This window comes from Streptomyces gamaensis (assembly GCF_042656465.1).
Lineage (GTDB): Bacteria > Actinomycetota > Actinomycetes > Streptomycetales > Streptomycetaceae > Streptomyces > Streptomyces gamaensis.
On sequence record NZ_JBHSPB010000016.1, the window covers coordinates 124,840 to 149,080 of the forward strand.

The window sequence follows — 24,241 nt, forward strand, 5'->3', positions numbered from 1 at the left end:
CGTGTCCACCACGCCCAACACCACGTCCGCCACTCCCGAGACCGGCACCGCGCGCGTCAAGCGCGGCATGGCCGAGCAGCTCAAGGGCGGCGTGATCATGGACGTCGTCACCCCCGAGCAGGCGAAGATCGCCGAGGACGCCGGCGCGGTCGCGGTCATGGCCCTGGAGCGGGTCCCGGCGGACATCCGCAAGGACGGCGGCGTGGCCCGTATGTCGGACCCCGACATGATCGAGGGCATCATCGGCGCCGTGTCGATCCCGGTCATGGCCAAGTCCCGGATCGGGCACTTCGTCGAGGCCCAGGTGCTCCAGTCGCTCGGCGTCGACTACATCGACGAGTCCGAGGTCCTCACCCCGGCCGACGAGGTCAACCACAGCGACAAGTGGGCCTTCACCACTCCGTTCGTGTGCGGCGCCACCAACCTGGGCGAGGCGCTGCGCCGCATCGCCGAGGGCGCGGCCATGATCCGCTCGAAGGGCGAGGCCGGCACCGGCAACGTCGTCGAGGCCGTGCGCCACCTCCGGCAGATCAAGAACGAGATCGGCCGGCTGCGCGGCCTGGACCACAACGAGCTGTTCGCCGCGGCCAAGGAGCTGCGCGCTCCCTACGAGCTGGTCAAGGAGGTCGCCGAGCTCGGCAAGCTGCCGGTCGTGCTGTTCTCCGCGGGCGGTGTGGCCACCCCCGCCGACGCGGCGCTGATGCGTCAGCTGGGCGCCGAGGGCGTCTTCGTCGGCTCCGGCATCTTCAAGTCCGGCGACCCGGCCAAGCGCGCCGCCGCGATCGTGAAGGCCACCACGTTCTACGACGACCCGAAGGTCATCGCGGACGCCTCCCGCAACCTGGGCGAGGCCATGGTCGGCATCAACTGCGACACCCTTCCCGAGGCCGAGCGGTACGCCAACCGCGGCTGGTAGTCCCGTAGTCCGGCGGTGGGCGGCCCGTACGCCGTACGGGCCGCCCACCGGCCGTTGTCACGAACGGAGAGGTTCCCGTGTCCCCCACCATCGGTGTCCTCGCCCTCCAGGGCGACGTCCGCGAACACCTCGTCGCCCTCGCCGCGGCCGGTGCCCTCGCCCGCCCCGTGCGGCGCCCCGAGGAGCTGGCCGAGGTCGACGGACTGGTCGTCCCGGGCGGTGAGTCCACCACGATCTCCAAGCTGGCCGTCGTCTTCGGCATGCTGGAGCCGCTGCGCGCGTACGTACGCGACGGGCGGCCCGTCTACGGCACCTGCGCGGGCATGATCATGCTCGCGGACAAGCTCCTCGACGGCCGGGACGACCAGGAGACCCTCGGCGGCGTCGACATGATCGTGCGCCGCAACGCCTTCGGCCGGCAGAACGAGTCCTTCGAGGCCGCTGTCGACGTCGCGGGCATAGCCGGCGGCCCCGTCGAGGGCGTCTTCATCCGGGCTCCCTGGGCGGAGTCCACGGGCGCGGCGGTGGAGACGCTGGCGCGGTACGACGGGCACGTCGTCGCCGTGCGGCAGGGCAACGTCCTGGCCACGTCCTTCCACCCGGAGCTGACGGGCGACCACCGGGTCCACGCGCTGTTCGTCGACATGGTGCGCGCACCATAGGGATGCCCGTCCCGGGCCGTCCCGCTCCCGGGTCCGGGGGCGAGGAGGCCGACCGGATCCCGGTAGGATCACAGTCGTTCGTACAGAATTTGGTTACGCGAAGGAGACAGGCGGATGTCCGGCCACTCTAAATGGGCTACGACGAAGCACAAGAAGGCCGTGATCGACGCCAAGCGCGGCAAGCTCTTCGCGAAGCTGATCAAGAACATCGAGGTCGCGGCCCGGATGGGCGGCTCCGACCTGGACGGCAACCCGACGCTCTACGACGCCGTCCAGAAGGCGAAGAAGCAGTCGGTGCCGAACAAGAACATCGACTCCGCGATCAAGCGCGGTGCCGGCCTGGAGGCGGGCGGCGCCGACTACGAGACGATCATGTACGAGGGGTACGGCCCGAACGGCGTCGCGGTGCTCATCGAGTGCCTCACCGACAACCGCAACCGCGCCGCCTCCGACGTGCGCGTCGCCATGACCCGCAACGGCGGTTCGATGGCCGACCCGGGTTCGGTGTCCTACCTGTTCAACCGCAAGGGCGTCATCATCGTCCCCAAGGGCGAGCTCACCGAGGACGACGTGCTGGGCGCGGTGCTGGACGCCGGTGCCGAGGAGGTCAACGACCTCGGTGAGAACTTCGAGGTCATCAGCGAGGCCACCGACCTGGTCGCGGTCCGCACCGCGCTGCAGGAGGCCGGTATCGACTACGACTCGGCCGAGGCCAACTTCGTGCCCACCATGCAGGTGGAGCTGGACGAAGAGGCCGCCCGCAAGATCTTCAAGCTGATCGACGCGCTGGAGGACAGCGACGACGTGCAGAACGTCTTCGCCAACTTCGACGTCTCCGACGAGGTCATGGCCAAGGTCGACGCGTAAGGCGCACGACAGGCTGCGACAGCGGGCCGGCGGGGTGGTTCCCCCGTCGGCCCGCCGTCGTGACCGGGCGTTGTCAGTGGCAGCCGATAGCCTGCGCGCAGGTGATCGAAGGGAGGGGGCGGCATGCGGGTGCTGGGCGTGGATCCGGGGCTCACCCGGTGCGGCGTCGGGGTCGTGGACGGCACGCCGGGCCGGCGGCTGAGCATGGCGGGCGTCGGGGTCGTGCGGACCCCGGCCGAGGCCGACGTCGCCGAGCGGCTCGTGCTCATCGAGCGCGGCATAGAGGCGTGGCTGGAGGAGTACCGGCCGGAGTGCGTCGCCGTGGAGCGGGTGTTCAGCCAGCACAACGTCCGTACGGTCATGGGCACGGCGCAGGCCAGCGCCGTCGCGATGCTGTGCGCGGCACGCCGTGGACTGCCCGTCGCCCTGCACACTCCCAGCGAGGTCAAGGCCGCTGTCACCGGCTCGGGCCGGGCCGACAAGGCCCAGGTCGGCTCCATGGTCACCCGCCTGCTGCGGCTGGACGCCCCGCCGAAGCCCGCCGACGCCGCGGACGCGCTCGCGCTGGCCATCTGCCACATCTGGCGGGCGCCCGTGACCAACAGACTGCAGGAGATCGCCGCCGCACACCGCCGCGGCACCGTTCCCGTACGACTCCCGAAGGGCATCCGATGATCGCCTTCGTCTCCGGGCCCGTCGCGGCCCTCGCGCCCGATACCGCCGTGGTCGAGGTCGGCGGTGTCGGCATGGCCGTCCAGTGCACGCCCGCCACCCTGGCGCAGCTCAGGGTCGGCCGGCCGGCCCGGCTCGCCACCTCCCTCGTCGTCCGCGAGGACTCCCTGACCCTGTACGGCTTCGCCGACGACGACGAGCGGCAGACCTTCGAGCTGCTGCAGACCGCCAGCGGCGTGGGCCCGCGCCTCGCCCAGGCCATGCTCGCCGTGCACAGTCCCGACGCGCTGCGCCGCGCCTTCGCCGCCGGGGACGAGAAGGCCCTGACGGCCGTGCCCGGCATCGGCAAGAAAGGCGCCCAGAAGCTGCTGCTGGAGCTGAAGGACCGCCTCGGCGAGCCGGCCGGCTCCGGTACGGCGGCGTCCCCGGCCGGGGCCACGGCCGCCGCGGGCTGGCGCGATCAGCTGCACGCCGCGCTGACCGGCCTGGGCTACGCGGCCCGCGAGGCGGACGAGGCCGTCGCGGCCGTGACCCCCCAGGCCGAAGCGGCCCTCGCCGACGGGGCCCAGCCCCAGGTCGGACAGCTGCTCCGGGCCGCCCTGCAGACGCTGAACCGGGCGCGCTGAGCCGTGTTCACCGGCCGGTCCGGCGTCCCGCGCCGTACACCCCGGTGCCGTACGGCATGATCGCGTACGGCGGGGCGACCGCCCGCGCCCGTATCCCGAACCGCCACGAACCATGAGGTTTCGCCCGTGAACCCGTACGACGAGTCCGCACCCGCGACACCGACCGGCCCGCCCGCAGCGGGCGGCCGGATCGTCGGCGGCGCCGCCGACGGGGAGGACCAGGCCGTCGAGGCCGCCCTGCGCCCCAAGGACCTGGGCGAGTTCGTCGGCCAGGAGCGCGTCCGCGAACAGCTCGACCTGGTGCTGCGCGCGGCACGGGCCCGTGGCGGGGTCGCCGACCACGTGCTGCTCTCCGGCGCCCCCGGGCTCGGCAAGACCACCCTCTCGATGATCATCGCGGCCGAGATGGGCGCCCCCATCCGCATCACCTCGGGCCCCGCCATCCAGCACGCGGGGGACCTGGCGGCCATCCTGTCCTCCCTGACCGAGGGGGAGGTGCTCTTCCTCGACGAGATCCACCGCATGTCCCGGCCCGCCGAGGAGATGCTGTACATGGCCATGGAAGACTTCCGCGTCGACGTCGTCGTCGGCAAGGGCCCCGGCGCCACCGCCATCCCCCTGGAGCTGCCGCCCTTCACCCTCGTCGGCGCCACCACCCGCGCCGGGCTGCTGCCGCCCCCGCTGCGCGACCGTTTCGGCTTCACCGGGCACATGGAGTTCTACGCGCCCGCCGAGCTGGAGCGCGTCGTGCACCGCTCGGCCCGGCTGCTGGACGTCGGCATAGCGGGGGAGGGGGCCGCCGAGATCGCCGGCCGCTCGCGCGGCACACCCCGGATCGCCAACCGGCTGCTGCGCCGGGTGCGTGACTACGCCCAGGTCAAGGCGGACGGCGTGGTCACCCGCGAGATCGCCGCGCAGGCCCTGGATGTGTACGAGGTCGACGGCCGCGGGCTCGACCGCCTCGACCGCGCCGTGCTCACCGCGCTGCTCAAACTCTTCGCCGGCGGCCCCGTCGGGCTCTCCACGCTGGCCGTGGCCGTCGGCGAGGAGCGCGAGACCGTGGAGGAGGTCGCCGAGCCGTTCCTGGTCCGCGAGGGGCTGCTGGCCCGTACGCCCCGGGGGCGCGTGGCCACCCCGGCGGCCTGGCAGCACCTCGGTCTCGTCCCTCCGCCGCAGGCCGTGCCGGGCGGCGGCCGACAGGGACTCTTCGAGGGCTGACGGCGCGGGGGCTGGTCCGCCCAGGAACCACGGTGCCATCCTGGGCGTTGTTCCCAAGGCGCGGACTCGCCTAGACTCCGCCGATGCCGTTCCCTGTCGAAAGGTGCGGCATACCAGCCCCGAAGACCAGGCCGTGACCACCGCGGTCGTGTGAAGGAAACCCCGTCCCGTGAATATCGCGACTCTCCTGCCGTTCATCCTGATCATCGGGGTCATGTTCCTGATGACCCGGTCGGCGAAGAACAAGCAGCGCCAGGCCGAGCAGATGCGCAACCAGATGCAGCCGGGCACAGGTGTACGGACGATCGGCGGCATGTACGCCACTGTCAAGGAGATCAACGACGACACCGTCCTCCTGGAGGTCGCCCCCGGCGTCCACGCCATCTACGCGAAGAACGCCATCGGCGCCGTCCTGGAGGACGCGGAGTACAACCGCATCGTCCACGGCATCGAGGCCGCCGAGGAGGCCGACGCCGAGACCCCGGTCGTCCCCGACGACGTCTCCTCGCTGACCGAGGCCGCCGACGAGCAGGCCGGCGAGAAGAAGACCGACCTCACCAAGGGCGCCGCCGCGAAGGACGAGCCGGCCGACGCGGCCCCCGAGGCCGGTCAGCAGGCCGCCGAGCCGAAGTCCGACAAGGCAGGCAAGGCCGATGAGGCCAAGGGCGCCGACGAGGCCAAGGGCAAGGACGGCAAGCAGGGCGACGCCGACGCCAAGTAGCGTCCTGAGGGAACCGCGGAGCACGCGCCGAGCGGCGCGCCGCGGTTCCCTCACGGTCTAGGCTCCGGCGGGGGGCACGTCCCCACAACGATTTCGTGGCCGTCCGGCGAAACAGATCCGTGCCGGGCGGTTGGACAGGGAGAAACGACAAGGTGGCAGCACCGAAGAAGGGCCGCAGGTCCCCGGGCGGCCAGGGCAGGCCGGGCAGAGTCCTGGTCCTGATCCTGATCGCCATCGTGGCGCTCGTCGGGGGGATGTTCGCCTCCGGACGCACCACGCCGCGGCTGGGCATCGACCTCGCGGGCGGTACGAGCTTCACGCTTGAGGCCAAGAACCAGCCCGGCAAGCCCAACGCGATCAACGAGACCAATATGAACACCGCCGTCGGCATCATCGAGCGGCGTGTCAACGGTCTCGGCGTGACTGAGGCCGAGGTGCAGACCCAGGGCACCAACCACATCATCGTGAACATCCCCAAGGGGACGAACGCGGAGCAGGCCCGCCAGCAGGTCGGTACCACCGCCCAGCTCACCTTCCGGCCGGTGCTGTCCGAGGTGCCCGCCACCAAGGCGCCCGAGCCGACGCCGAGCCCCAGCTCGTCGGCGAACGGCAAGGACAAGGACAAGGACCAGAAGGACAAGGACCAGGGCGACAAGAGCAAGCCGTCGTCCTCGTCCTCTCCCTCCGCCTCGGCGAGCGCCTCGACGGGGCAGCAGGGCCGGGCGGTCACCGACGCGCTCAAGGCCGACGGCTCGGCTTCGCCGACGCCCGTCGCCTCCGCCGACGCCAAGGACGACAAGTCCAAGGACGACAAGTCCAAGGACGACAAGTCGCCCTCGCCCACCCCGTCCCCGGACATGACGGCGCTGCAGAAGCAGCTCGAAGCGCTGGACTGCACCACCCCCGCCGGCCGTGCCAAGGCCAGCGAGGCCGCTGCCGCCGCCAAGCCGACCGACTCGATCGTCACCTGCCGCAAGGACGGTCAGGCCAAGGAGATCCTCGGCCCCGTCTCGGTCGAGGGCACCGGAGTCGACAAGGCCAGTGCCGTCTTCGACAGCCAGCAGGGCAAGGGCTGGATCGTCCAGCTGAAGTTCACCTCCTCCGGCTCCAAGAAGTTCGCCGACGTCACCGGCCAGCTCGCCACGAAGGCGCCGCCGCAGAACCAGTTCGCGATCGTCCTCGACGGCGCGGTCGTCTCCGCCCCCTCGGTGAGCACCTCGATCGCCGGTGGCCAGGCCGAGATCTCCGGCGGCTTCACCCAGCAGAGCGCGCAGGACCTCGCCAACGTGCTGTCCTACGGTGCGCTGCCGCTCTCCTTCGACGTCGTCACCGAGACCAGCGTCACCGCCGCCCTGGGCGGTGAGCAGCTGCGCGCCGGCCTGATCGCGGGCGCCATCGGCCTGCTGCTGGTGATCGTCTACCTGGTCGTCTACTACCGCGGCCTGGCGCTCGTCGCCCTGGCGAGCCTCCTGTGCTCGGCGGTCCTCACCTACACGATCATGGTGCTGCTCGGCCAGGCCATCGGCTTCGCGCTGAACCTGCCGGCGGTCTGCGGCGCGATCGTCGCGATCGGTATCACCGCGGACTCCTTCATCGTCTACTTCGAGCGGATCCGGGACGAGATCCGCGAGGGCCGCACCCTGCGTCCGGCCGTCGAGCGCGGCTGGCCGCGGGCCCGCCGCACCATCCTCGTCTCCGACTTCGTCTCCTTCCTCGCCGCCGCGGTGCTCTTCATCGTCACCGTCGGCAAGGTGCAGGGCTTCGCGTTCACCCTCGGACTGACCACGCTGCTCGACGTCGTGGTGGTCTTCTTCTTCACCAAGCCGCTCATGACCCTCCTCGCGCGCCGCAAGTTCTTCGCCGGCGGTCACCCCTGGTCCGGGCTCGACCCCAAGCGGCTCGGCGCCCGCCCGCCGCTGCGGTCCTCCCGCCGCCGTCCCTCCGCCACCGTCGACCCCAAGGAGGCGTGAGATGTCGAAACTCGGCAACATCGGCGCCCGGCTCTACCGCGGTGAGGTCGGCTACGACTTCGTCGGCAAGCGGAAGATCTGGTACGGCATCTCCATCCTGATCACCGTCGCGGCCATCGTCGGCCTGGGGGTGCGCAGCCTGAACTTCGGCATCGAGTTCTCCGGCGGCGCGGTCTTCACCACGCCGAAGACCTCGGTCTCCGCCGAGCAGGCCAAGCGGACGGCGGAGGACTCCTCCGGCCACCCGGCCATCGTCCAGAAGCTCGGCGACAGCACCCTGCGCATCCAGGTCAGCGACCTGACCCCGGAGCAGTCCCGTACGACGCAGGCGGCGCTCGCCAAGAAGCTCGACGTCCCGCTGAAGAACGTCAACACCGACATCGTCGGCCCGAGCTGGGGCGACCAGATCGCCAACAAGGCCTGGACGGGCCTGGCGGTCTTCATGATCCTGGTGGTGATCTATCTCGCGATCGCCTTCGAGTGGCGCATGGCGCTCGCCGCCCTGATCGCCCTGGTCCACGACCTGACCATCACCGTCGGCGTGTACGCGCTGGTCGGCTTCGAGGTCACGCCGGGCACCGTGATCGGTCTGCTGACCATCCTCGGCTACTCCCTCTACGACACCGTCGTCGTCTTCGACGGACTGAAGGAGAGTGCCAAGGACATCACCAAGCAGAGCCGCTTCACCTACAGCGAGATCGCCAACCGCAGCCTCAACGGCACGCTGGTGCGTTCCATCAACACCACGGTCGTCGCCCTGCTGCCGGTCGCCGGACTGCTGTTCATCGGCGGCGGCTTCCTCGGCGCGGGCATGCTCAACGACATCTCCCTCGCCCTGTTCGTCGGCCTCGCGGCCGGCGCGTACTCCTCGATCTTCATCGCCACCCCGCTGGTCGCCGACTTCAAGGAGCGCGACCCGCAGATGAAGGCCCTGGCCAAGCGGGTGCTCGCCAAGCGCGCCGCCGCCGCGGCCAAGGCGGGGACGGCCGGGGAGCCGCAGGACGACACGCAGGCCGGCGCGGACGCCGACGACGAGGAGGCCGGTGCCCCGGCCGCCGGGGTCGTCGGCCAGCGCAGCCAGCCCGACGCCCGGGGCCGCGGCGGCCGCGGCCGTACCTCGGGCAAGCGCCGGTGAGCGCCCACGAGGCCGCTGCGGTCGGCCACAGCCTGCAGGACCTGCTGCTCGCGCGCATCGTCGACGTGCCCGACTACCCGAAGCCGGGCGTGACGTTCAAGGACATCACCCCGCTGCTCGCCGACGCCGAGGCCTTCGGCGCGCTCACCGAAGCGCTCGCCGGCCTGTGCCGGCGCCACCGCGCCGACAAGGTCGTCGGCCTGGAGGCCCGCGGCTTCATCCTCGGCGCCCCGGCGGCCGTCCGCGCCGGCATCGGTTTCGTGCCGGTGCGCAAGGCGGGCAAGCTGCCCGGGGCCACGCTCGGCGAGTCCTACGCGCTGGAGTACGGCACCGCCGAGATCGAGATCCACGCCGGGGCGCTGCGCCCCGGCGACCGGGTCCTGGTCATCGACGACGTGCTGGCCACCGGGGGCACCGCCGAGGCGTCCCTCAAGCTCGTCCGCCGGGCCGGCGCCGAGGTCGCGGGCGTGGCCGTGCTCATGGAGCTCGGCTTCCTGCCCGGCCGCAAGCGCCTGGAGGCCGCCCTGGACGGCGCCCCGCTGGACGCGCTGATCACGGTCTGAGCACCGCCCCGCGAGCGCGGGAGCGGCACCGAGGCGGGCACCGGGAAGCATCCGGTGCCCGCCTCGCGTTCTTCAAGAGTGCGAGCCCGGCACAGGTCGGCCGACGGCCGGAGCAGCCCCGGCAGGGGCCCGCCCGGTCCCCGGGAGGAGGAGCGGCGCGCCCGGGCTCGATACGATGGCAGTCCGGACCTGACCGGGCCGGACCCCGCTTGAGGAGTGCTCTTGCCAGACGAGGCCCACCCGCTCACCGCCGCAACACCGGACAAGCAGCCGACTGACGAGGCCGCGGCGGCCGCGGGGGTGCCCACCGGCAGCCCCCGGAGCACGCCCGAGCCCACCGCCCCGGCGCCCGTGAGCACGGCGGAGAGTCCTGCCACGGCTTCCCCGGCCCGCCCGGCCCCGCCCGCCGGCCGGCCGGCCCCCGCTTCCGCCCCGCAGACCCCTGCCACCCTGCCCGGCCTCACCCGCCCCGCCCCGGGTTCGACCGCCCGCTCCGGCTCCTCCAGCCGCGTGCGGGCCCGCCTCGCCCGCCTCGGGGTGCAGCGCTCCAGCCCGTACAACCCGGTGCTGGAGCCGCTGCTGCGGATCGTGCGCAGCAACGACCCCAAGGCCGACGCCGCGACGCTGCGCCAGATCGAGCGCGCCTACCAGGTCGCCGAGCGCTGGCACCGGGGCCAGAAGCGCAAGAGCGGCGACCCCTACATCACGCACCCGCTCGCGGTGACCACGATCCTCGCCGAACTCGGCATGGATCCCGCGACGTTGATGGCCGGCCTGCTGCACGACACCGTCGAGGACACCGAGTACGGCCTGGACACCCTGCGCCGCGACTTCGGCGACCAGGTGGCCCTGCTCGTCGACGGCGTCACCAAGCTCGACAAGGTCAAGTTCGGCGAGGCGGCGCAGGCCGAGACCGTGCGCAAGATGGTCGTCGCCATGGCCAAGGACCCCCGGGTCCTGGTCATCAAGCTCGCCGACCGGCTGCACAACATGCGCACCATGCGCTATCTGAAGCGGGAGAAGCAGGAGAAGAAGGCCCGCGAGACGCTGGAGATCTACGCCCCGCTGGCGCACCGGCTGGGCATGAACACCATCAAGTGGGAGCTGGAGGACCTCGCCTTCGCGATCCTCTACCCCAAGATGTACGACGAGATCGTGCGCCTGGTCGCCGAACGCGCCCCCAAGCGCGACGAGTACCTGGCCACCGTCATCGACGAGGTGCAGTCGGACCTGCGCGCCGCCCGGATCAAGGCGACCGTCACCGGCCGGCCCAAGCACTACTACAGCGTCTACCAGAAGATGATCGTGCGCGGCCGCGACTTCGCCGAGATCTACGACCTGGTGGGCATCCGCGTCCTCGTCGACACCGTCCGCGACTGCTACGCGGCACTGGGCACCGTCCACGCCCGCTGGAACCCGGTGCCGGGGCGGTTCAAGGACTACATCGCGATGCCCAAGTTCAACATGTACCAGTCGCTGCACACGACGGTCATAGGGCCCAGCGGCAAGCCGGTCGAGCTGCAGATCCGCACCTTCGACATGCACCGCCGCGCCGAGTACGGCATCGCCGCGCACTGGAAGTACAAGCAGGACGCCGTCGCCGGAGCCTCCAAGATCCGCACCGATGTGCCCCGGCACACCGGCAAGAACCAGGACACCGTCAACGACATGGCCTGGCTGCGGCAGTTGCTGGACTGGCAGAAGGAGACCGAGGACCCGGGCGAGTTCCTGGAGTCCCTGCGCTTCGACCTCTCGCGCAACGAGGTCTTCGTCTTCACGCCCAAGGGCGATGTCATCGCCCTGCCCGCCGGCGCGACCCCGGTCGACTTCGCCTACGCCGTGCACACCGAGGTCGGCCACCGCACGATAGGCGCCAGGGTCAACGGGCGGCTCGTCCCGCTCGAATCGACCCTGGACAACGGCGATCTGGTCGAGGTCTTCACCTCCAAGGCGCCCGGCGCGGGCCCCTCCCGCGACTGGCTCGGCTTCGTGAAGTCCCCCCGCGCCCGCAACAAGATCCGCGCCTGGTTCTCCAAGGAACGCCGCGACGAGGCCATCGAACAGGGCAAGGACGCCATCGCCCGCGCGATGCGCAAGCAGAACCTGCCCATCCAGCGCATCCTGACCGGCGACTCGCTCGTCACGCTCGCCCACGAGATGCGCTACCCCGACATCTCCTCCCTCTACGCCGCCATCGGCGAGGGCCATGTCGCCGCGCAGGGCGTGGTGCAGAAGCTGGTCCAGGCCCTCGGCGGCGAGGACGCGGCGACCGAGGACATCGAGGAGAGCGCCCCGATCCGCAGCCGCACCAAGCGGCGCTCCAGCGCCGACCCCGGAGTGGTCGTCAAGGGCGTCGACGACGTGTGGGTCAAGCTGGCCCGCTGCTGCACCCCGGTGCCGGGCGACCCCATCATCGGCTTCGTCACGCGCGGCAACGGCATCTCCGTGCACCGCGCGGACTGCGTCAACGTCGACTCGCTCTCCCAGCAGCCGGAGCGGATCATCGACGTGGAGTGGGCGCCCACCCAGTCCTCCGTCTTCCTCGTCGCCATCCAGGTGGAGGCCCTCGACCGGTCCCGGCTGCTGTCGGACGTCACCCGGGTGCTGTCCGACCAGCACGTCAACATCCTCTCGGCGGCCGTGCAGACCTCCCGCGACCGGGTGGCCACCTCGCGTTTCACCTTCGAGATGGGCGACCCCAAGCACCTCGGCCACGTGCTGAAGGCCGTGCGGGGCGTGGAGGGCGTCTACGACGTCTACCGCGTGACGTCGGCACGCAGACCGTAAGACCATGAAGTAAGGGGCGTCGGCCATGGCCGACGCCCCTTACTTCTCCTCCGCGGTCCGGTCAGCCGCCGAACTCCTCAAGCCCCTTCAGGGCCTGGTCCAGCAGCGCCTTGCGGCCCTCCAGCTCCTTGGCGAGCTTGTCGGCCTTGGCCTGGTTCCCGGCCGTGCGCGCCGACTCGATCTGCCTCTCCAGCTTCTCGACGGCCTCCTGCAGCTGCCCGGTCAGCCCGGCGGCACGGGCCCGCGCCTCCGGGTTCGTCCGCCGCCACTCGGACTCCTCGGCCTCCTGGATGGCCCGCTCGACGGCGTGCATCCGGCCCTCGATCCGGGCCCGGGCGTCCCGCGGCACATGGCCGATGGCCTCCCAGCGCTCGTTGATCGAACGGAACGCGGCCCGCGCGGCCTTCAGGTCCGTGACCGGCAGCAGCTTCTCCGCCTCGACCGCCAGCTCCTCCTTGAGCGCCAGATTGCCCTGCTGCTCGGCGTCGCGCTCGGCGAAGACCTCACCACGCGCCTGGAAGAAGATGTCCTGCGCGCCCCGGAAACGGGCCCACAGCTCGTCCTCCGCCTCGCGCTGGGCGCGCCCCGCGGCCTTCCACTCCGCCATCAGCTCGCGGTAACGGGCGGCCGTCGGACCCCAGTCCGTGGACCCGGAGAGCTCCTCGGCCTCCGCGACCAGCTTCTCCTTGGCTTTACGGGCCTCCTCGCGCTGCGCGTCCAGCGCCGCGAAGTGCGCCTTGCGCCGCTTGGAGAACGCCGAGCGGGCATGCGAGAAGCGGTGCCACAGCTCGTCGTCGGCCTTGCGGTCCAGCCGCGGCAGCCCCTTCCAGGTGTCGACCAGGGCGCGCAACCGCTCCCCGGCCGCCCGCCACTGCTCGCTCGCGGCCAGCTCCTCGGCCTCGGCGACCAGCGCCTCCTTGGCCGTCCGCGCCTCGTCGGTCTGCTTGGCCTTGGCCGCCCGGCGCTCCTCGCGGCGCTTGTCGACCGTGGCGACGAGCGCGTCGAGCCGCTTGCGCAGGGCCTCCAGATCGCCGACGGCGTGGTGCTCGTCGACCTGCGTACGCAGGTGCTCGATCGCGGTCATCGCGTCCTTGGCCGACAGGTCGGTGGTGGTGACCCGCCGTTCGAGGAGGCCGATCTCGACGACCAGGCCCTCATACTTGCGCTCGAAGTAGGCCAGCGCCTCCTCGGGCGACCCGGCCTGCCACGAGCCGACGACCTTCTCGCCGTCGGCGGTACGCACGTACACGGTCCCCGTCTCATCGACGCGGCCCCATGGGTCGCTGCTCACAGCGCCTCCTCCACATGATGCCGGGGCCGGTAGCGGCCCCTCGGGCATCGTCCACAGTTGTCACGGCAGGGCCGCGCCCTGACCGGTTCGGCGGCTTGATCGATTCGGTGTCGAGGGGTGCGCGCAGCCGCCGGAGCAGGCACCCTGCACAACGCCAACATAGGCGACCGGCAGCCCGGCTGTCCGTATCCCGCGCGACCGAAATTTCGCTGTGCGCGCACGGGAACGACCGCGAACGGGCCGCGGTCCCGCCCTGGTGGGCGGGCTCCCGGCCCGACTCGCCCGCCGCGCCTAGGACTTGGCGACCGTCGCCTTGTCGATGACGACCGTCGCGTTGGGGACGCCGTCGCCGGCGCCGGACTGCTCGCCGGCGTCCGCGATCTTCTTGAGCGTCTTCATGCCCTCCTCGCCGATCGTGCCCACCGGCGTGTACTTCGGGTCGAGTTGGCTGTCCTGGTAGACGAGGAAGAACTGGCTGCCGCCGGAGTTCGCCGCCCCGGTGTTCGCCATCGCCACCGTGCCCGCCGGATAGACATTGCCCTTCAGACGCGGGTCCTTGAGATTCTCGTCGGGAATCGTGTAGCCCGGGCCGCCCGTGCCGCTGCCCGTCGGGTCGCCGCACTGCAGCACGTAGATCCCGGCAGTGGTCAGCCGGTGGCACTTGCTGTGGTCGTAGAAACCCTGCCCGGCCAGGAAGTTGAAGGAGTTGACCGTGTGCGGGGCCTTGTCGGCCTCCAGCTTGATGTCGACCGTCCCGCAGGTCGTCTGCAGCTGCATCGCGTACGAGCCGGACTTGTCGATCGTCATCTCCGGCTCGGACTTCCACTTCTTGGTGGAGGGGGAGCCGGGGGCCGGTTTGCCGCAGGGATCGGCGGCCTTGCTGGTCTGCGCGGCGGGGCTCTGCGGGGCGGCGTTGTCCTTGGTGTCGCCGCTGTCCGAGGAGAGGGCGCCCGTCGCGTACGCGGTCGCACCGGCCGCCAGCACCACCGCGAGACCGGCGGCGACCACCGTGTTGCGGCGGCGGGCCTTGCGCCGCGCCGCCTCGCGGCGGGCCTGCTGCCGCTCGAACTTCTCCCGGGCGAGCTGCCGCCGCCGCTGCTCATTACTGACCACGGGGTTCTTCTCCTCGTGCTGTCTCGTCCATGTCGCGAGCCGTGTGGCGCATGTGGTGCCCGTACCGTATACGGGTTCGCGGCGGCGGAGGAGCCGCCGGTAGGCTCTGTCACGGCCGCGTTCCCCGACGGATTCCCCGACCGGGGGCACCGGCCGCACCACCGCAGGACACATCGCTGGTCGAACTCTAAGGACGAACGTGCTCATTGCCGGGTTCCCCGCCGGGGCCTGGGGGACCAACTGCTATCTGGTCGCCCCGGCCGCGGGTGAGGAGTGCGTGATCATCGACCCGGGCCACCAGGCGGCCCCGGGCGTCGAGGAAGCACTGCGCAAGCACCGCCTCAAGCCCGTCGCCGTCGTCCTGACCCACGGCCATATCGACCATGTCGCCTCGGTCGTCCCGGTGTGCGGCGCGCACGACGTGCCGGCCTGGATCCACCCCGAGGACCGCTACATGATGAGCGACCCGGAGCGGGCCCTGGGCCGCTCCATCGGGCAGCCGCTGCTGGGCGAGCTGACCGTGGGCGAGCCCGACGACGTCAAGGAGCTGGCCGACGGCGCCCGGCTGGAGCTCGCGGGTCTGGAGTTCACCGTCGCGCACGCGCCAGGCCATACCAAGGGGTCGGTGACCTTCCGGCTGCCCGAGACCGCCGAGATCCCCTCGGTGTTCTTCTCGGGCGACCTGCTGTTCGCCGGCTCCATCGGACGCACCGACCTGCCCGGCGGGGACCACGCCGAGATGCTCCGGTCGCTGGCGCGCGTGTGCCTGCCGCTGGACGACTCCACGGTGGTGCTCTCCGGCCACGGCCCCCAGACCAGCATCGGCCGCGAACGCGCCACCAACCCGTACCTGCGGGAGGTGGCCGAGGCGCAGCGCGGCCACGGGAGCGGTCCCACCGCCGCCCCCCGAAGAGGAATGTGACGATTTTTCCGTGAGTACGTTCAAGGCCCCCAAGGGCACCTACGACCTCAAGCCCCCGACCTCCGCCGTCTACCTCGCCGTCCGCGAGGCCATCGCCGAGCCCCTCAGGCGAGCCGGCTACGGCTACATCGAGACCCCCGGCTTCGAGCAGGTCGAGCTGTTCTCCCGCGGCGTCGGCGAGTCCACCGACATCGTGACCAAGGAGATGTACACCCTCACCACGCGGGGCGGCGACCAGCTCGCGCTGCGCCCCGAGGGCACCGCCTCGGTGCTGCGCGCCGCGCTGGAGGCCAACCTCCACAAGGACGGCAACCTCCCCGTCAAGCTCTGGTACTCCGGCTCGTACTACCGCTACGAGCGCCCGCAGAAGGGCCGCTACCGGCACTTCTCCCAGGTCGGCGCCGAGGCCATCGGCGCCGAGGACCCGGCGCTGGACGCCGAGCTGATCATCCTGGCCGTCGACGCCTACCGGTCGCTGGGCCTGAAGAACTTCCGGCTGCTGCTCAACTCGCTGGGCGACCAGGAGTGCCGCCCCGTCTACCGGGCCGCCCTGCAGGACTTCCTGCGCGGCCTCGACCTCGACGAGGACACCCGGCGCCGCGTCGAGATCAACCCGCTGCGCGTCCTGGACGACAAGCGCGAGGCGGTGCAGAAGCAGCTCGTCGGCGCCCCGCTCTTCCGCGACCACCTGTGCGAGGCGTGCAAGGAGTACCACGAGCGCGTCCGCGAGCTGCTGACCGCGGCCGGCATCGCCTTCGAGGACGACCCCAAGCTCGTGCGCGGCCTGGACTACTACACCCGTACCACCTTCGAGTTCGTCCACGACGGCCTCGGCTCGCAGTCCGCGGTGGGCGGCGGCGGCCGCTACGACGGCCTGTCCGAGATGATCGGCGGCCCCGCGCTGCCGTCCGTCGGCTGGGCGCTCGGCGTCGACCGTACGGTCCTCGCGCTGGAGGCCGAGGGCATCGAGCTCGACCTGCCGGTGCCCACCGAGGTCTACGCGGTGCCGCTGGGCGAGGAGGCCCGCCGGGTGCTCTTCGGCGTGGTCACCGAGCTGCGCCGGGCCGGGCTCGCGGCCGACTTCGCCTACGGCGGCAAGGGCCTGAAGAACGCCATGAAGTCGGCGAACCGCTCCGGTGCCCGCTTCGCGCTGGTCGCCGGCGAGCGGGACCTGGCCGAGGGAGTCCTGCAGCTGAAGGACCTGGAGTCCGGCGAGCAGACCCCCGTCGCCCTCGACGCGGTCGTGGACGAGCTCCGCGCCAGGCACGGCTGAGTCACCCGGCGCACGGGTCCGCGGACCGGGCCGCTGGTGCACAATGGGCGGCAATCACCGACGGATGGGATCAAGGGCGCTATGACCACTTCGGCACTCCACCGCTCCGACACCGACGGCGACGAACGGGGCGGACCCGCGCCCGGGTCCGCCGGCGGCAGCCGGGCCCTGGCGCTGCTGCTCGTCGTCACCGGGGCGATGGGGCTGCTCGCGTCCTGGGTCATCACCCTGGACAAGCTGGAGCTGCTGAAGAACCCGAACTTTGTGCCGGGCTGCAGCCTCAACCCCATCGTCTCCTGCGGCAGCATCATGAAGAGCGAGCAGGCCTCGGCCTTCGGGTTCCCCAACCCGATGCTGGGGCTGGTCTGCTACGGCGCGATCATCGCGATCGGCCTCGCGCTGCTCTCCGGGGCCCGCTTCCCCCGCTGGTACTGGCTGGGCATGGAGGCAGGCTGCCTGTTCGGCGTCGGCTTCGTCTCCTGGCTGCAGTACCAGTCGCTGTACGTCATCGGCTCGCTGTGCCTGTGGTGCTGCCTGGCCTGGGTCGCCACCATCGTCATGTTCTGGTACGTGACGCTGAACAACGTCCGGCACGGCTTCATCCGGGTGCCCGCCGGGCTGCGCGGCGCGCTGCTGGAGTTCCACTGGGTGGTGCCCGTGCTGTGGCTGGGCGTCATCGGGATGCTGATCCTCACCCGGTGGTGGTCGTTCTGGACGGGCGGCACGGCCTGAGCCGTCCCCGCTCGCACCGCTTCGGTCAACGCCGTCGGACACCTGTCCGGCGGCGTTGTCAGTACGGTGGCTTAGGGTTTCCGGCGTGGAGGAGCCCGATCTGTTCACCGCCGCAGCGGAGGAGCGCCAGGAGAAGCATCCGGCGAGCACCCCGCTGGCCGTCCGTATGCGCCCGCGCACCCTCGACGAAGTCGTCGGCCAGGGACACCTGCTGGGGCCCGGGGCCCCGCTGCGCCGCCTGGTCCAGGGCGGGAGCGGGCCCGCCGGCCCGTCCTCGGTGATCCTGTGGGGCCCGCCCGGCATCGGCAAGACCACGCTCGCCCACGTCGTCAGCCAGGCCACCGACAGGCGCTTCGTGGAGCTCTCCGCGATCACCGCAGGCGTCAAGGAGGTCCGGGCCGTCATCGACGGGGCCCGGCGCGCCTCCGGCGGCTACGGCAAGGAGACCGTCCTGTTCCTGGACGAGATCCACCGCTTCAGCAAGGCCCAGCAGGACTCCCTGCTGCCCGCCGTCGAGAACCGCTGGGTCACCCTGATCGCGGCCACGACGGAGAACCCCTACTTCTCGGTCATCTCCCCGCTGCTCTCGCGCTCCCTGCTGCTGACCCTCCAGGCGCTCACCGACGACGACCTGCGCGGACTGCTGCGCCGGGCCGTGGCCGACGAGCGCGGGCTGGGCGGGGCCGTGAGTCTGCCGGAGGACGCCGAGGCGCACCTGCTGCGGATCGCCGGCGGGGACGCGCGGCGGGCGCTGACCGCGCTGGAGGCCGGCGCGGGCTCGGCGCTGGCCAAGGGCGAGGGCGAGATCACGCTGGCGACCCTGGAGGAGGCCGTCGACCGGGCGGCGGTGACCTACGACCGCGACGGCGACCAGCACTACGACGTGGCCAGCGCGCTGATCAAGTCCATCCGCGGCTCCGACGTGGACGCGGCCCTGCACTATCTGGCCCGCATGATCGAGGCGGGGGAGGACCCGCGGTTCATCGCCCGGCGGCTGATGATCTCCGCGAGCGAGGACATCGGTATGGCCGACCCCACCGCCCTGCAGACGGCGGTCGCGGGCGCGCAGGCCGTCGCGCTGATCGGCTTCCCCGAGGCGCGCATCGTGCTGGGCCAGGTCGTCGTGGCCCTCGCTCTCGCGCCCAAGTCCAACGCGGCGTACCTGGCGATCGACGCGGCCCTGTCCGATGTCCGGGCGGGCCTCGCCGGGCCCGTACCGCCGCATCTGCGCGACGGGCACTACAAGGGCGCCGACAGGCTCGGCCACGCCCAGGGCTATCTCTACCCCCACGACCTGCCCGGCGGTATCGCCGCCCAGCAGTACGCGCCGGACGCCGTCCACGGCAAGCGCTACTACGAGCCCACGCGCTACGGCGCCGAGGCCCGCTACGCGGAGGTGGCCGAGCGGGTCCGGGCGCGGCTGCGCGGCGAGAGCGACGGCTGAGCCCGGACCGGGGCGCCCCGCCGCCGGTTCACCCGGCGGCGGCCTCGAAGAGGCCGTGCATCGCGCGGCGCAGTCCGGTGATGTCCCGCACCGGCTCGGGGAACTCGAAGCGCGCGTCGAAGGTGTGCTCCGCGGGGCGGCAGTCGCCGTGGGCGTGCGTCAGGCGCACCCGGAGCCCGAAGCGGTCCAGGGCCAGCGGCACGACGCGTTCGCAGGGGCCCGGCGCGGCCTGCCCCGCGCGGCCGCCCAGCAGGCGGCCCAGGGTGCGCACCTGTTCCCCGTGCGCGGAGTACAGGTGCTGCAGCAGCTCCGCCTCGTGGGCCACGAGCGGGTCGGCCTCGGCGCGCGCGAACTCCTCCGGTTCCACGCCCTCGGCGCCCCACAGGTCGTCCACGCTCGCGTCGCCGACCTCCAGGCGCAGCATCATGCGGCCGGGCTCGGCGATCCCGGGCACGCAGGTGAGCCAGCCGGTGATCCAGGCACGGCCGCGGATCCGGTGGGGCACGGCCACCGGTGCCACGTCGGTGATCTCCAGGACGGCGGTGAGTTCGTCGTCCTGGGCGTGGGTCGCGGCCCGTACGACGGGGGAGTCGGCGGGGAGGACCAGGAAGATCTCGCCGTCCGGGCCCACGCTGCGGGCGAGCGGCATGAGCTGTTCCGGGCGCGCGCTGTTGACCCCCGGGACGAGCAGCACCGCGGAGGATGTACTCTGTACGAGAGTTCGTGTGCGCTCGGCTGCTGACGGCATCCGGGCGGTTTCAAGCCCGCTGGGACGCGGCTGACCATGAGCTGATCGGACCTCCGTCATCCCGATGCCGTGTACGGCGTCGGCGTCTGTGCTGTCTGTGATGCGCGTGGTTTTCCCAGGGCGAGACATGCGATCTCCTTGAGTAAGGTGAGCCTAACCTAACCTATTTCGGAGGTCTGGAGAACGTGCCTAACCAGTCGCGTCCCAAGGTCAAGAAGTCCCGTGCGCTCGGCATCGCCCTGACGCCGAAGGCCGTCAAGTACTTCGAGGCCCGTCCCTACCCGCCGGGCGAGCACGGCCGTGGCCGCAAGCAGAACAGCGACTACAAGGTCCGTCTGCTGGAGAAGCAGCGCCTGCGCGCCCAGTACGACATCAGCGAGCGCCAGATGGCCCGCGCCTACGACCGCGCCAAGAAGGCCGAGGGCAAGACCGGTGAGGCCCTGGTGGTCGAGCTGGAGCGCCGCCTGGACGCCCTCGTGCTGCGTTCCGGTCTGGCCCGCACCATCTACCAGGCCCGCCAGATGGTCGTCCACGGCCACATCGAGGTCAACGGCAAGAAGGTCGACAAGCCGTCCTTCCGCGTCCGTCCCGACGACGTCGTGATGGTCCGCGAGCGCAGCCGCAGCAAGCACCCCTTCCAGGTCGCCCGCGAGGGTGGCTACGCCGGTGAGGGCGAGACCCCGCGCTACCTCCAGGTCAACCTGCAGGCGCTGGCCTTCCGCCTGGACCGCGACCCGAACCGCAAGGAGATCCCGGTCATCTGCGACGAGCAGCTGGTCGTCGAGTACTACGCCCGCTGACCCTGGGCATCGCCCAGAGGCAGTCGGGGGAGTAGCACTCTCCTTCGCGCCGACGCGCTCACAGCCCGCTGTCTTCCCGGCCCCGCGGCCGGGGAGCCGGCGGGCTCGCGCGTTTCCCGGGGCGTGCCCGGCACAGGGCGGCGCCCAACCGGCGGGCACGCGCGGTGCGTACGGGCCGGTAATGCGGTACGGGCGGCTCGGCCCGGCGCGATAAGGTCGTACCGGGCGTCCGGCGCCGTGCACACGCGCGACAGCGGACCGGCGCACCGGCAGGCAGCCGTCGCGCAAGCAGCCGCACGGCGGGAAGACAGCGACGAAGCAGCAGGGAGCGGTGCAGCGTGTCCGGTGGAGAAGTGGCCGGGATCCTCGTGGCCGTCTTCTGGGCCATCCTGGTGTCCTTCCTCGCCCTGGTGCTGGTCCGGCTGGCCCAGACCCTCAAGGCGGCCACGAAGCTGGTCGCCGAGGTCACCGAGCAGGCCGTACCGCTGCTCGCCGACGCCTCCGCGACCGTGCGCTCCGCCAACACCCAGCTCGCCCGCGTCGACTCGATCGCCGCGGACGTCCAGGAGGTCACGGCGAACGCCTCCGCGCTCTCCTCGACCGTCTCCTCCGCCTTCGGCGGCCCGCTGGTCAAGGTCGCCGCGTTCGGCTACGGCGTGCGGCGGGCGATGGGCCGCGCGGGCAAGGAGCCGACGGACGCACGCACCGTGATCGTTGGCCAGAAACTGCCGTCCGCCCGGCGCGGCGGCCGCCGTACCCGTGGGAAGGGTTGACCGAGGAAATGTTCCGCCGCGCTTTTTGGTTCACCACCGGTGTAGCAGCCGGTGTCTGGGCCACCACCAAGGTCAACCGGACGCTGAACAAGCTCACCCCGGAGAGCCTGGCTCTCCAGGCGGCCGACCGCGCCGTGCTCGCCGGCCGCCGCGTCAAGCTCTTCGCCCTCGACGTGCGCGAGGGCATGGCCCACCGGGAGGCCGCCCTGAAGGACGCGCTCGGCCTCTCCGTGGCGCCCGCGGCCGACGGCCGGGACCTTCCCGGGCAGCGCCGACTGATCGCACTCGAACAGCCCCACACCCACCACTCGCTCACCCGGAAAGAGGACCACTGATGGAGTCGGCTGAAATCCGCCGCCGCTGGCTGCGCTTCTTCGAGGAGCGCGGACACACCGTCGTTCCCTCGGCGTCGCTGATCGCGGACGACCCGACCCTGCTGCTCGTCCCCGCGGGCATGGTCCCCTTCAAGCCGTACTTCCTCGGCGAGGTCAAGCCGCCCTTCACGCGCGCCACCAGCGTGCAGAAGTGCGTCCGCACCCCGGACATCGAGGAGGTCGGCAAGACCACCCGGCACGGCACCTTCTTCCAGATGTGCGGCAACTTCTCCTTCGGCGACTACTTCAAGGAAGGCGCCATCAAGCTCGCCTGGGAGCTGCTGACCACCCCGGTCGCCGGCGGCGGCTACGGGCTGGAGCCGGAGAAGCTGTGGATCACCGTCTACCAGGACGACGACGAGGCCGAGCAGATCTGGCGCGATGTCATCGGCGTGCCCGCCGAGCGCATCCAGCGCCTGGGCAAGAAGGACAACTTCTGGTCCATGGGCGTCCCCGGCCCCTGCGGCCCCTGCTCCGAGATCAACTACGACCGCGGCCCCGAGTTCGGCCCCGAGGGCGGCCCCGCCGTCAACGACGAGCGGTACGTGGAGATCTGGAACCTGGTCTTCATGCAGTACGAGCGCGGCGCCGGCGAGGGCAAGGACGACTTCCCCATCCTCGGCGACCTGCCCAGCAAGAACATCGACACCGGCCTCGGTCTGGAGCGCCTGGCGATGATCCTGCAGGGCGTGCGCAACATGTACGAGACCGACACCCTGCGCGTGGTCATCGACAAGGCCGGCGAGCTGACGGGCGTCCCCTACGGCCGGGACCGGGACTCCGACGTCTCGCTGCGCGTGGTCGCCGACCACATGCGCACCTCCACGATGCTCATCGGCGACGGTGTCACCCCCGGCAACGAGGGCCGCGGCTACGTGCTGCGCCGCATCATGCGCCGCGCCATCCGCAACATGCGGCTCCTCGGCGCCACCGGCCCCGTCGTCGCCGAGCTCCTCGACGTCGTCCTCAAGACGATGGGCGAGCAGTACCCCGAGCTGCTCAGCGACCGCAAGCGCATCGAGACCGTCGCGCTCGCCGAGGAGGCCGCCTTCCTCAAGACGCTGAAGGCCGGCACCAACATCCTCGACACCGCCGTCAGCGAGACCAAGGCCGGCGGCGGCTCGGTCCTGCCGGGCGACAAGGCCTTCCTGCTCCACGACACCTGGGGCTTCCCGATCGACCTGACCCTGGAGATGGCCGCCGAGCAGGGCCTGACGGTCGATCAGGACGGCTTCCGCCGCCTGATGAAGGAGCAGCGGGAGCGGGCCAAGGCCGACGCCAGGGCCAAGAAGACCGGCCACGCCGACCTGTCCGCCTACCGCGAACTGGCCGACACCACGGGCGAGACCGACTTCACCGGCTACACGCTCACCGAGAACGAGGCCACCGTCGTCGGCCTGCTCGTCGACGGCGTGCCCTCGCCCGCCGCCACGGAGGGCGACGAGGTCGAGGTCGTCCTCGACCGCACCCCCTTCTACGCCGAGGGCGGCGGCCAGCTCGCCGACCAGGGCCGGATCAGGCTCGACAACGGTGCCGTGATCCAGGTCCGCGACGTGCAGAAGCCCGTCCCGGGCGTCAACGTCCACAAGGGCGTCGTCCAGGTCGGCGAGGTCACCGTGGGCGCCGGTGCCTACGCCGCCATCGACGTGCGGCGCCGCCGGGCCATCGCCCGCGCCCACAGCGCCACCCACCTCACCCATCAGGCGCTGCGCGACGCCCTCGGCCCGACGGCCGCCCAGGCCGGTTCGGAGAACTCCCCGGGCCGCTTCCGCTTCGACTTCGGCTCGCCCGCGGCCGTACCGGGCTCGGTCCTCACCGACGTCGAGCAGCGCATCAACGAGGTCCTCTCGCGCGAACTCGACGTCACCGCCGAGATCATGAGCCTGGACGAGGCCAAGAAGGCCGGTGCCATCGCCGAGTTCGGCGAGAAGTACGGCGAGCGCGTGCGCGTGGTGACCATCGGCGACTTCTCCAAGGAGCTGTGCGGCGGTACGCACGTCGCCAACACCGCCCAGCTGGGCCTGGTCAAGCTGCTCGGCGAGTCCTCGATCGGCTCCGGCGTGCGCCGCGTCGAGGCCCTCGTCGGCGCCGACGCCTACAGCTTCCTGGCCCGTGAGCACACGGTCGTCGCCCAGCTCACCGAGCTGGTCAAGGGCCGCCCGGAGGAGCTGCCCGAGAAGATCTCCGGCATGCTCGCCAAGCTCAAGGAGGCCGAGAAGGAGATCGAGCGCTACCGCGCCGAGAAGGTGCTGCAGCTCGCCGCCGGCCTCGCCGAGGGCGCCAAGGACGTCCACGGCGTGGCGCTGGCCATCGGCCGGGTGCCGGACGGCACCGGCGCCGACGACCTGCGCAAGCTCGTCCTCGACGTGCGCGGCCGCATCCAGGGCGGCCGGGCCGCCGTGGTGGCCCTGTTCACCGTCGTGAACGGCCGCCCGCTGACGGTCATCGCCACCAACGAGGCCGCCCGTGAGCGCGGGCTCAAGGCCGGCGAGCTGGTCCGTACCGCCGCCAAGACCCTCGGCGGCGGGGGCGGCGGCAAGCCGGACGTCGCCCAGGGCGGCGGCCAGAACCCGCAGGCCGTCGACGAGGCCATGGCCGCCGTCGAGCGCCTCGTCGCGGAAGCGGTCTGAGCCC

Annotated in this window: 22 protein-coding genes; 19 read left to right on the forward strand and 3 right to left on the reverse strand. The window is 71.7% G+C overall.

The window, feature by feature from the left end; genetic code table 11:
* The first annotated feature begins 1 nt into the window (after window position 1).
* From pdxS to ACFP1Z_RS24355, 11 genes are all read left to right on the forward strand, one after another.
* Complete coding sequence (gene pdxS / locus ACFP1Z_RS24305) at window positions 2–916, forward strand: pyridoxal 5'-phosphate synthase lyase subunit PdxS (protein ID WP_390319407.1); 915 nt, start codon at window positions 2–4, stop codon at window positions 914–916.
* A gap of 77 nt (window positions 917–993) precedes the next feature.
* Window positions 994–1,578, forward strand: a complete 585-nt coding sequence (pdxT, locus tag ACFP1Z_RS24310) for a pyridoxal 5'-phosphate synthase glutaminase subunit PdxT (protein ID WP_390319409.1) — start codon at window positions 994–996, stop codon at window positions 1,576–1,578.
* Window positions 1,579–1,692: 114 nt separating this feature from the next.
* Entirely contained in the window at window positions 1,693–2,445 is a 753-nt protein-coding gene (locus ACFP1Z_RS24315; protein WP_390319410.1) for a YebC/PmpR family DNA-binding transcriptional regulator, read from the forward strand.
* A gap of 123 nt (window positions 2,446–2,568) precedes the next feature.
* Entirely contained in the window at window positions 2,569–3,120 is a 552-nt protein-coding gene (gene ruvC, locus ACFP1Z_RS24320; protein ID WP_390319412.1) for a crossover junction endodeoxyribonuclease RuvC, read from the forward strand.
* Window positions 3,117–3,743 (forward strand): Holliday junction branch migration protein RuvA, encoded by a 627-nt coding sequence (gene ruvA / locus ACFP1Z_RS24325; RefSeq protein WP_390319414.1) that lies wholly within the window; start codon window positions 3,117–3,119, stop codon window positions 3,741–3,743. Before ruvC ends, ruvA begins: the two co-directional genes overlap by 4 nt.
* Window positions 3,744–3,869: 126 nt before the next feature.
* The gene (gene ruvB, locus ACFP1Z_RS24330) at window positions 3,870–4,961 is read left to right on the forward strand and encodes a Holliday junction branch migration DNA helicase RuvB (RefSeq protein ID WP_390319416.1); all 1,092 of its coding nucleotides are present in this window, start codon (window positions 3,870–3,872) and stop codon (window positions 4,959–4,961) included.
* A 169-nt stretch (window positions 4,962–5,130) separates the two neighbouring features.
* Window positions 5,131–5,682, forward strand: a complete 552-nt coding sequence (gene yajC, locus ACFP1Z_RS24335; RefSeq protein ID WP_390319418.1) for a preprotein translocase subunit YajC — start codon at window positions 5,131–5,133, stop codon at window positions 5,680–5,682.
* 152 nt (window positions 5,683–5,834) lie between these two features.
* On the forward strand, window positions 5,835–7,652 hold the full coding sequence (gene secD / locus ACFP1Z_RS24340; protein WP_390319420.1) for a protein translocase subunit SecD: 1,818 nt from the start codon (window positions 5,835–5,837) through the stop codon (window positions 7,650–7,652).
* Between the two features lies 1 nt (window position 7,653).
* Complete coding sequence (secF, locus tag ACFP1Z_RS24345) at window positions 7,654–8,787, forward strand: protein translocase subunit SecF (RefSeq protein ID WP_390319421.1); 1,134 nt, start codon at window positions 7,654–7,656, stop codon at window positions 8,785–8,787.
* Window positions 8,784–9,350 carry an adenine phosphoribosyltransferase gene (locus tag ACFP1Z_RS24350; RefSeq protein WP_390319423.1) on the forward strand — a complete coding sequence of 189 codons (567 nt, stop codon included), beginning with the start codon at window positions 8,784–8,786 and terminating at the stop codon, window positions 9,348–9,350. The genes secF and ACFP1Z_RS24350 overlap by 4 nt, the downstream gene beginning before the upstream one ends.
* Before the next feature lie 351 nt (window positions 9,351–9,701).
* Window positions 9,702–12,137 carry a RelA/SpoT family protein gene (locus ACFP1Z_RS24355; RefSeq protein ID WP_390319507.1) on the forward strand — a complete coding sequence of 812 codons (2,436 nt, stop codon included), beginning with the start codon at window positions 9,702–9,704 and terminating at the stop codon, window positions 12,135–12,137.
* A 61-nt stretch (window positions 12,138–12,198) separates the two neighbouring features.
* On the opposite strand, the gene ACFP1Z_RS24360 is transcribed toward ACFP1Z_RS24355, so the two are convergent.
* A complete protein-coding gene (locus tag ACFP1Z_RS24360) occupies window positions 12,199–13,428 on the reverse strand; it encodes a DUF349 domain-containing protein (protein ID WP_390319425.1) in 1,230 nt (409 codons plus the stop codon).
* 291 nt (window positions 13,429–13,719) lie between these two features.
* On the reverse strand, window positions 13,720–14,541 hold the full coding sequence (locus ACFP1Z_RS24365; RefSeq protein WP_390319428.1) for a peptidylprolyl isomerase: 822 nt from the start codon (window positions 14,539–14,541) through the stop codon (window positions 13,720–13,722).
* A 199-nt stretch (window positions 14,542–14,740) separates the two neighbouring features.
* Here ACFP1Z_RS24365 and ACFP1Z_RS24370 point away from each other — a divergent pair, with 199 nt between their 5' ends.
* From ACFP1Z_RS24370 to ACFP1Z_RS24385, 4 genes are all read left to right on the forward strand, one after another.
* Complete coding sequence (locus tag ACFP1Z_RS24370) at window positions 14,741–15,463, forward strand: MBL fold metallo-hydrolase (protein WP_390319430.1); 723 nt, start codon at window positions 14,741–14,743, stop codon at window positions 15,461–15,463.
* A gap of 10 nt (window positions 15,464–15,473) precedes the next feature.
* The gene (hisS, locus tag ACFP1Z_RS24375; RefSeq protein WP_390319433.1) at window positions 15,474–16,736 is read left to right on the forward strand and encodes a histidine--tRNA ligase; all 1,263 of its coding nucleotides are present in this window, start codon (window positions 15,474–15,476) and stop codon (window positions 16,734–16,736) included.
* 81 nt (window positions 16,737–16,817) lie between these two features.
* Complete coding sequence (locus tag ACFP1Z_RS24380; RefSeq protein WP_390319435.1) at window positions 16,818–17,468, forward strand: vitamin K epoxide reductase family protein; 651 nt, start codon at window positions 16,818–16,820, stop codon at window positions 17,466–17,468.
* 85 nt (window positions 17,469–17,553) lie between these two features.
* Window positions 17,554–18,912, forward strand: a complete 1,359-nt coding sequence (locus ACFP1Z_RS24385; RefSeq protein ID WP_390319437.1) for a replication-associated recombination protein A — start codon at window positions 17,554–17,556, stop codon at window positions 18,910–18,912.
* Window positions 18,913–18,940: 28 nt separating this feature from the next.
* On the opposite strand, the gene ACFP1Z_RS24390 is transcribed toward ACFP1Z_RS24385, so the two are convergent.
* A complete protein-coding gene (locus ACFP1Z_RS24390) occupies window positions 18,941–19,660 on the reverse strand; it encodes a DUF2470 domain-containing protein (RefSeq protein WP_390319438.1) in 720 nt (239 codons plus the stop codon).
* 185 nt (window positions 19,661–19,845) lie between these two features.
* Between ACFP1Z_RS24390 and rpsD the strand changes: the two genes are divergently transcribed.
* The 4 genes from rpsD (at window position 19,846) to alaS (ending at window position 24,237) form a co-directional block, all read left to right on the forward strand.
* Window positions 19,846–20,460, forward strand: a complete 615-nt coding sequence (gene rpsD, locus ACFP1Z_RS24395) for a 30S ribosomal protein S4 (RefSeq protein WP_390319440.1) — start codon at window positions 19,846–19,848, stop codon at window positions 20,458–20,460.
* A 338-nt stretch (window positions 20,461–20,798) separates the two neighbouring features.
* Window positions 20,799–21,233: a DUF948 domain-containing protein gene (locus tag ACFP1Z_RS24400; RefSeq protein WP_390319442.1), complete on the forward strand. Its 435-nt coding sequence runs from the start codon at window positions 20,799–20,801 to the stop codon at window positions 21,231–21,233.
* Window positions 21,234–21,241: 8 nt separating this feature from the next.
* The gene (locus tag ACFP1Z_RS24405; protein ID WP_390319509.1) at window positions 21,242–21,568 is read left to right on the forward strand and encodes a DUF6167 family protein; all 327 of its coding nucleotides are present in this window, start codon (window positions 21,242–21,244) and stop codon (window positions 21,566–21,568) included.
* Entirely contained in the window at window positions 21,568–24,237 is a 2,670-nt protein-coding gene (alaS, locus tag ACFP1Z_RS24410) for an alanine--tRNA ligase (protein ID WP_390319444.1), read from the forward strand. The genes ACFP1Z_RS24405 and alaS overlap by 1 nt, the downstream gene beginning before the upstream one ends.
* Window positions 24,238–24,241: the final 4 nt, after the last annotated feature.

Bases quoted from the DNA above. Each gene is read 5' to 3' on its own strand.
- ACFP1Z_RS24405 (WP_390319509.1), top strand. From the start codon at position 21,242: ATGTTCCGCCGCGCTTTTTGGTTCACCACCGGTGTAGCAGCCGGTGTC.
- secF (WP_390319421.1), top strand. From the start codon at position 7,654: ATGTCGAAACTCGGCAACATCGGCGCCCGGCTCTACCGCGGTGAGGTC.
- alaS (WP_390319444.1), top strand. From the start codon at position 21,568: ATGGAGTCGGCTGAAATCCGCCGCCGCTGGCTGCGCTTCTTCGAGGAG.
- ruvA (WP_390319414.1), top strand. From the start codon at position 3,117: ATGATCGCCTTCGTCTCCGGGCCCGTCGCGGCCCTCGCGCCCGATACC.
- ruvC (WP_390319412.1), top strand. From the start codon at position 2,569: ATGCGGGTGCTGGGCGTGGATCCGGGGCTCACCCGGTGCGGCGTCGGG.
- ACFP1Z_RS24380 (WP_390319435.1), top strand. From the start codon at position 16,818: ATGACCACTTCGGCACTCCACCGCTCCGACACCGACGGCGACGAACGG.
- ACFP1Z_RS24315 (WP_390319410.1), top strand. From the start codon at position 1,693: ATGTCCGGCCACTCTAAATGGGCTACGACGAAGCACAAGAAGGCCGTG.
- ACFP1Z_RS24390 (WP_390319438.1), bottom strand. From the start codon at position 19,660: ATGCCGTCAGCAGCCGAGCGCACACGAACTCTCGTACAGAGTACATCC.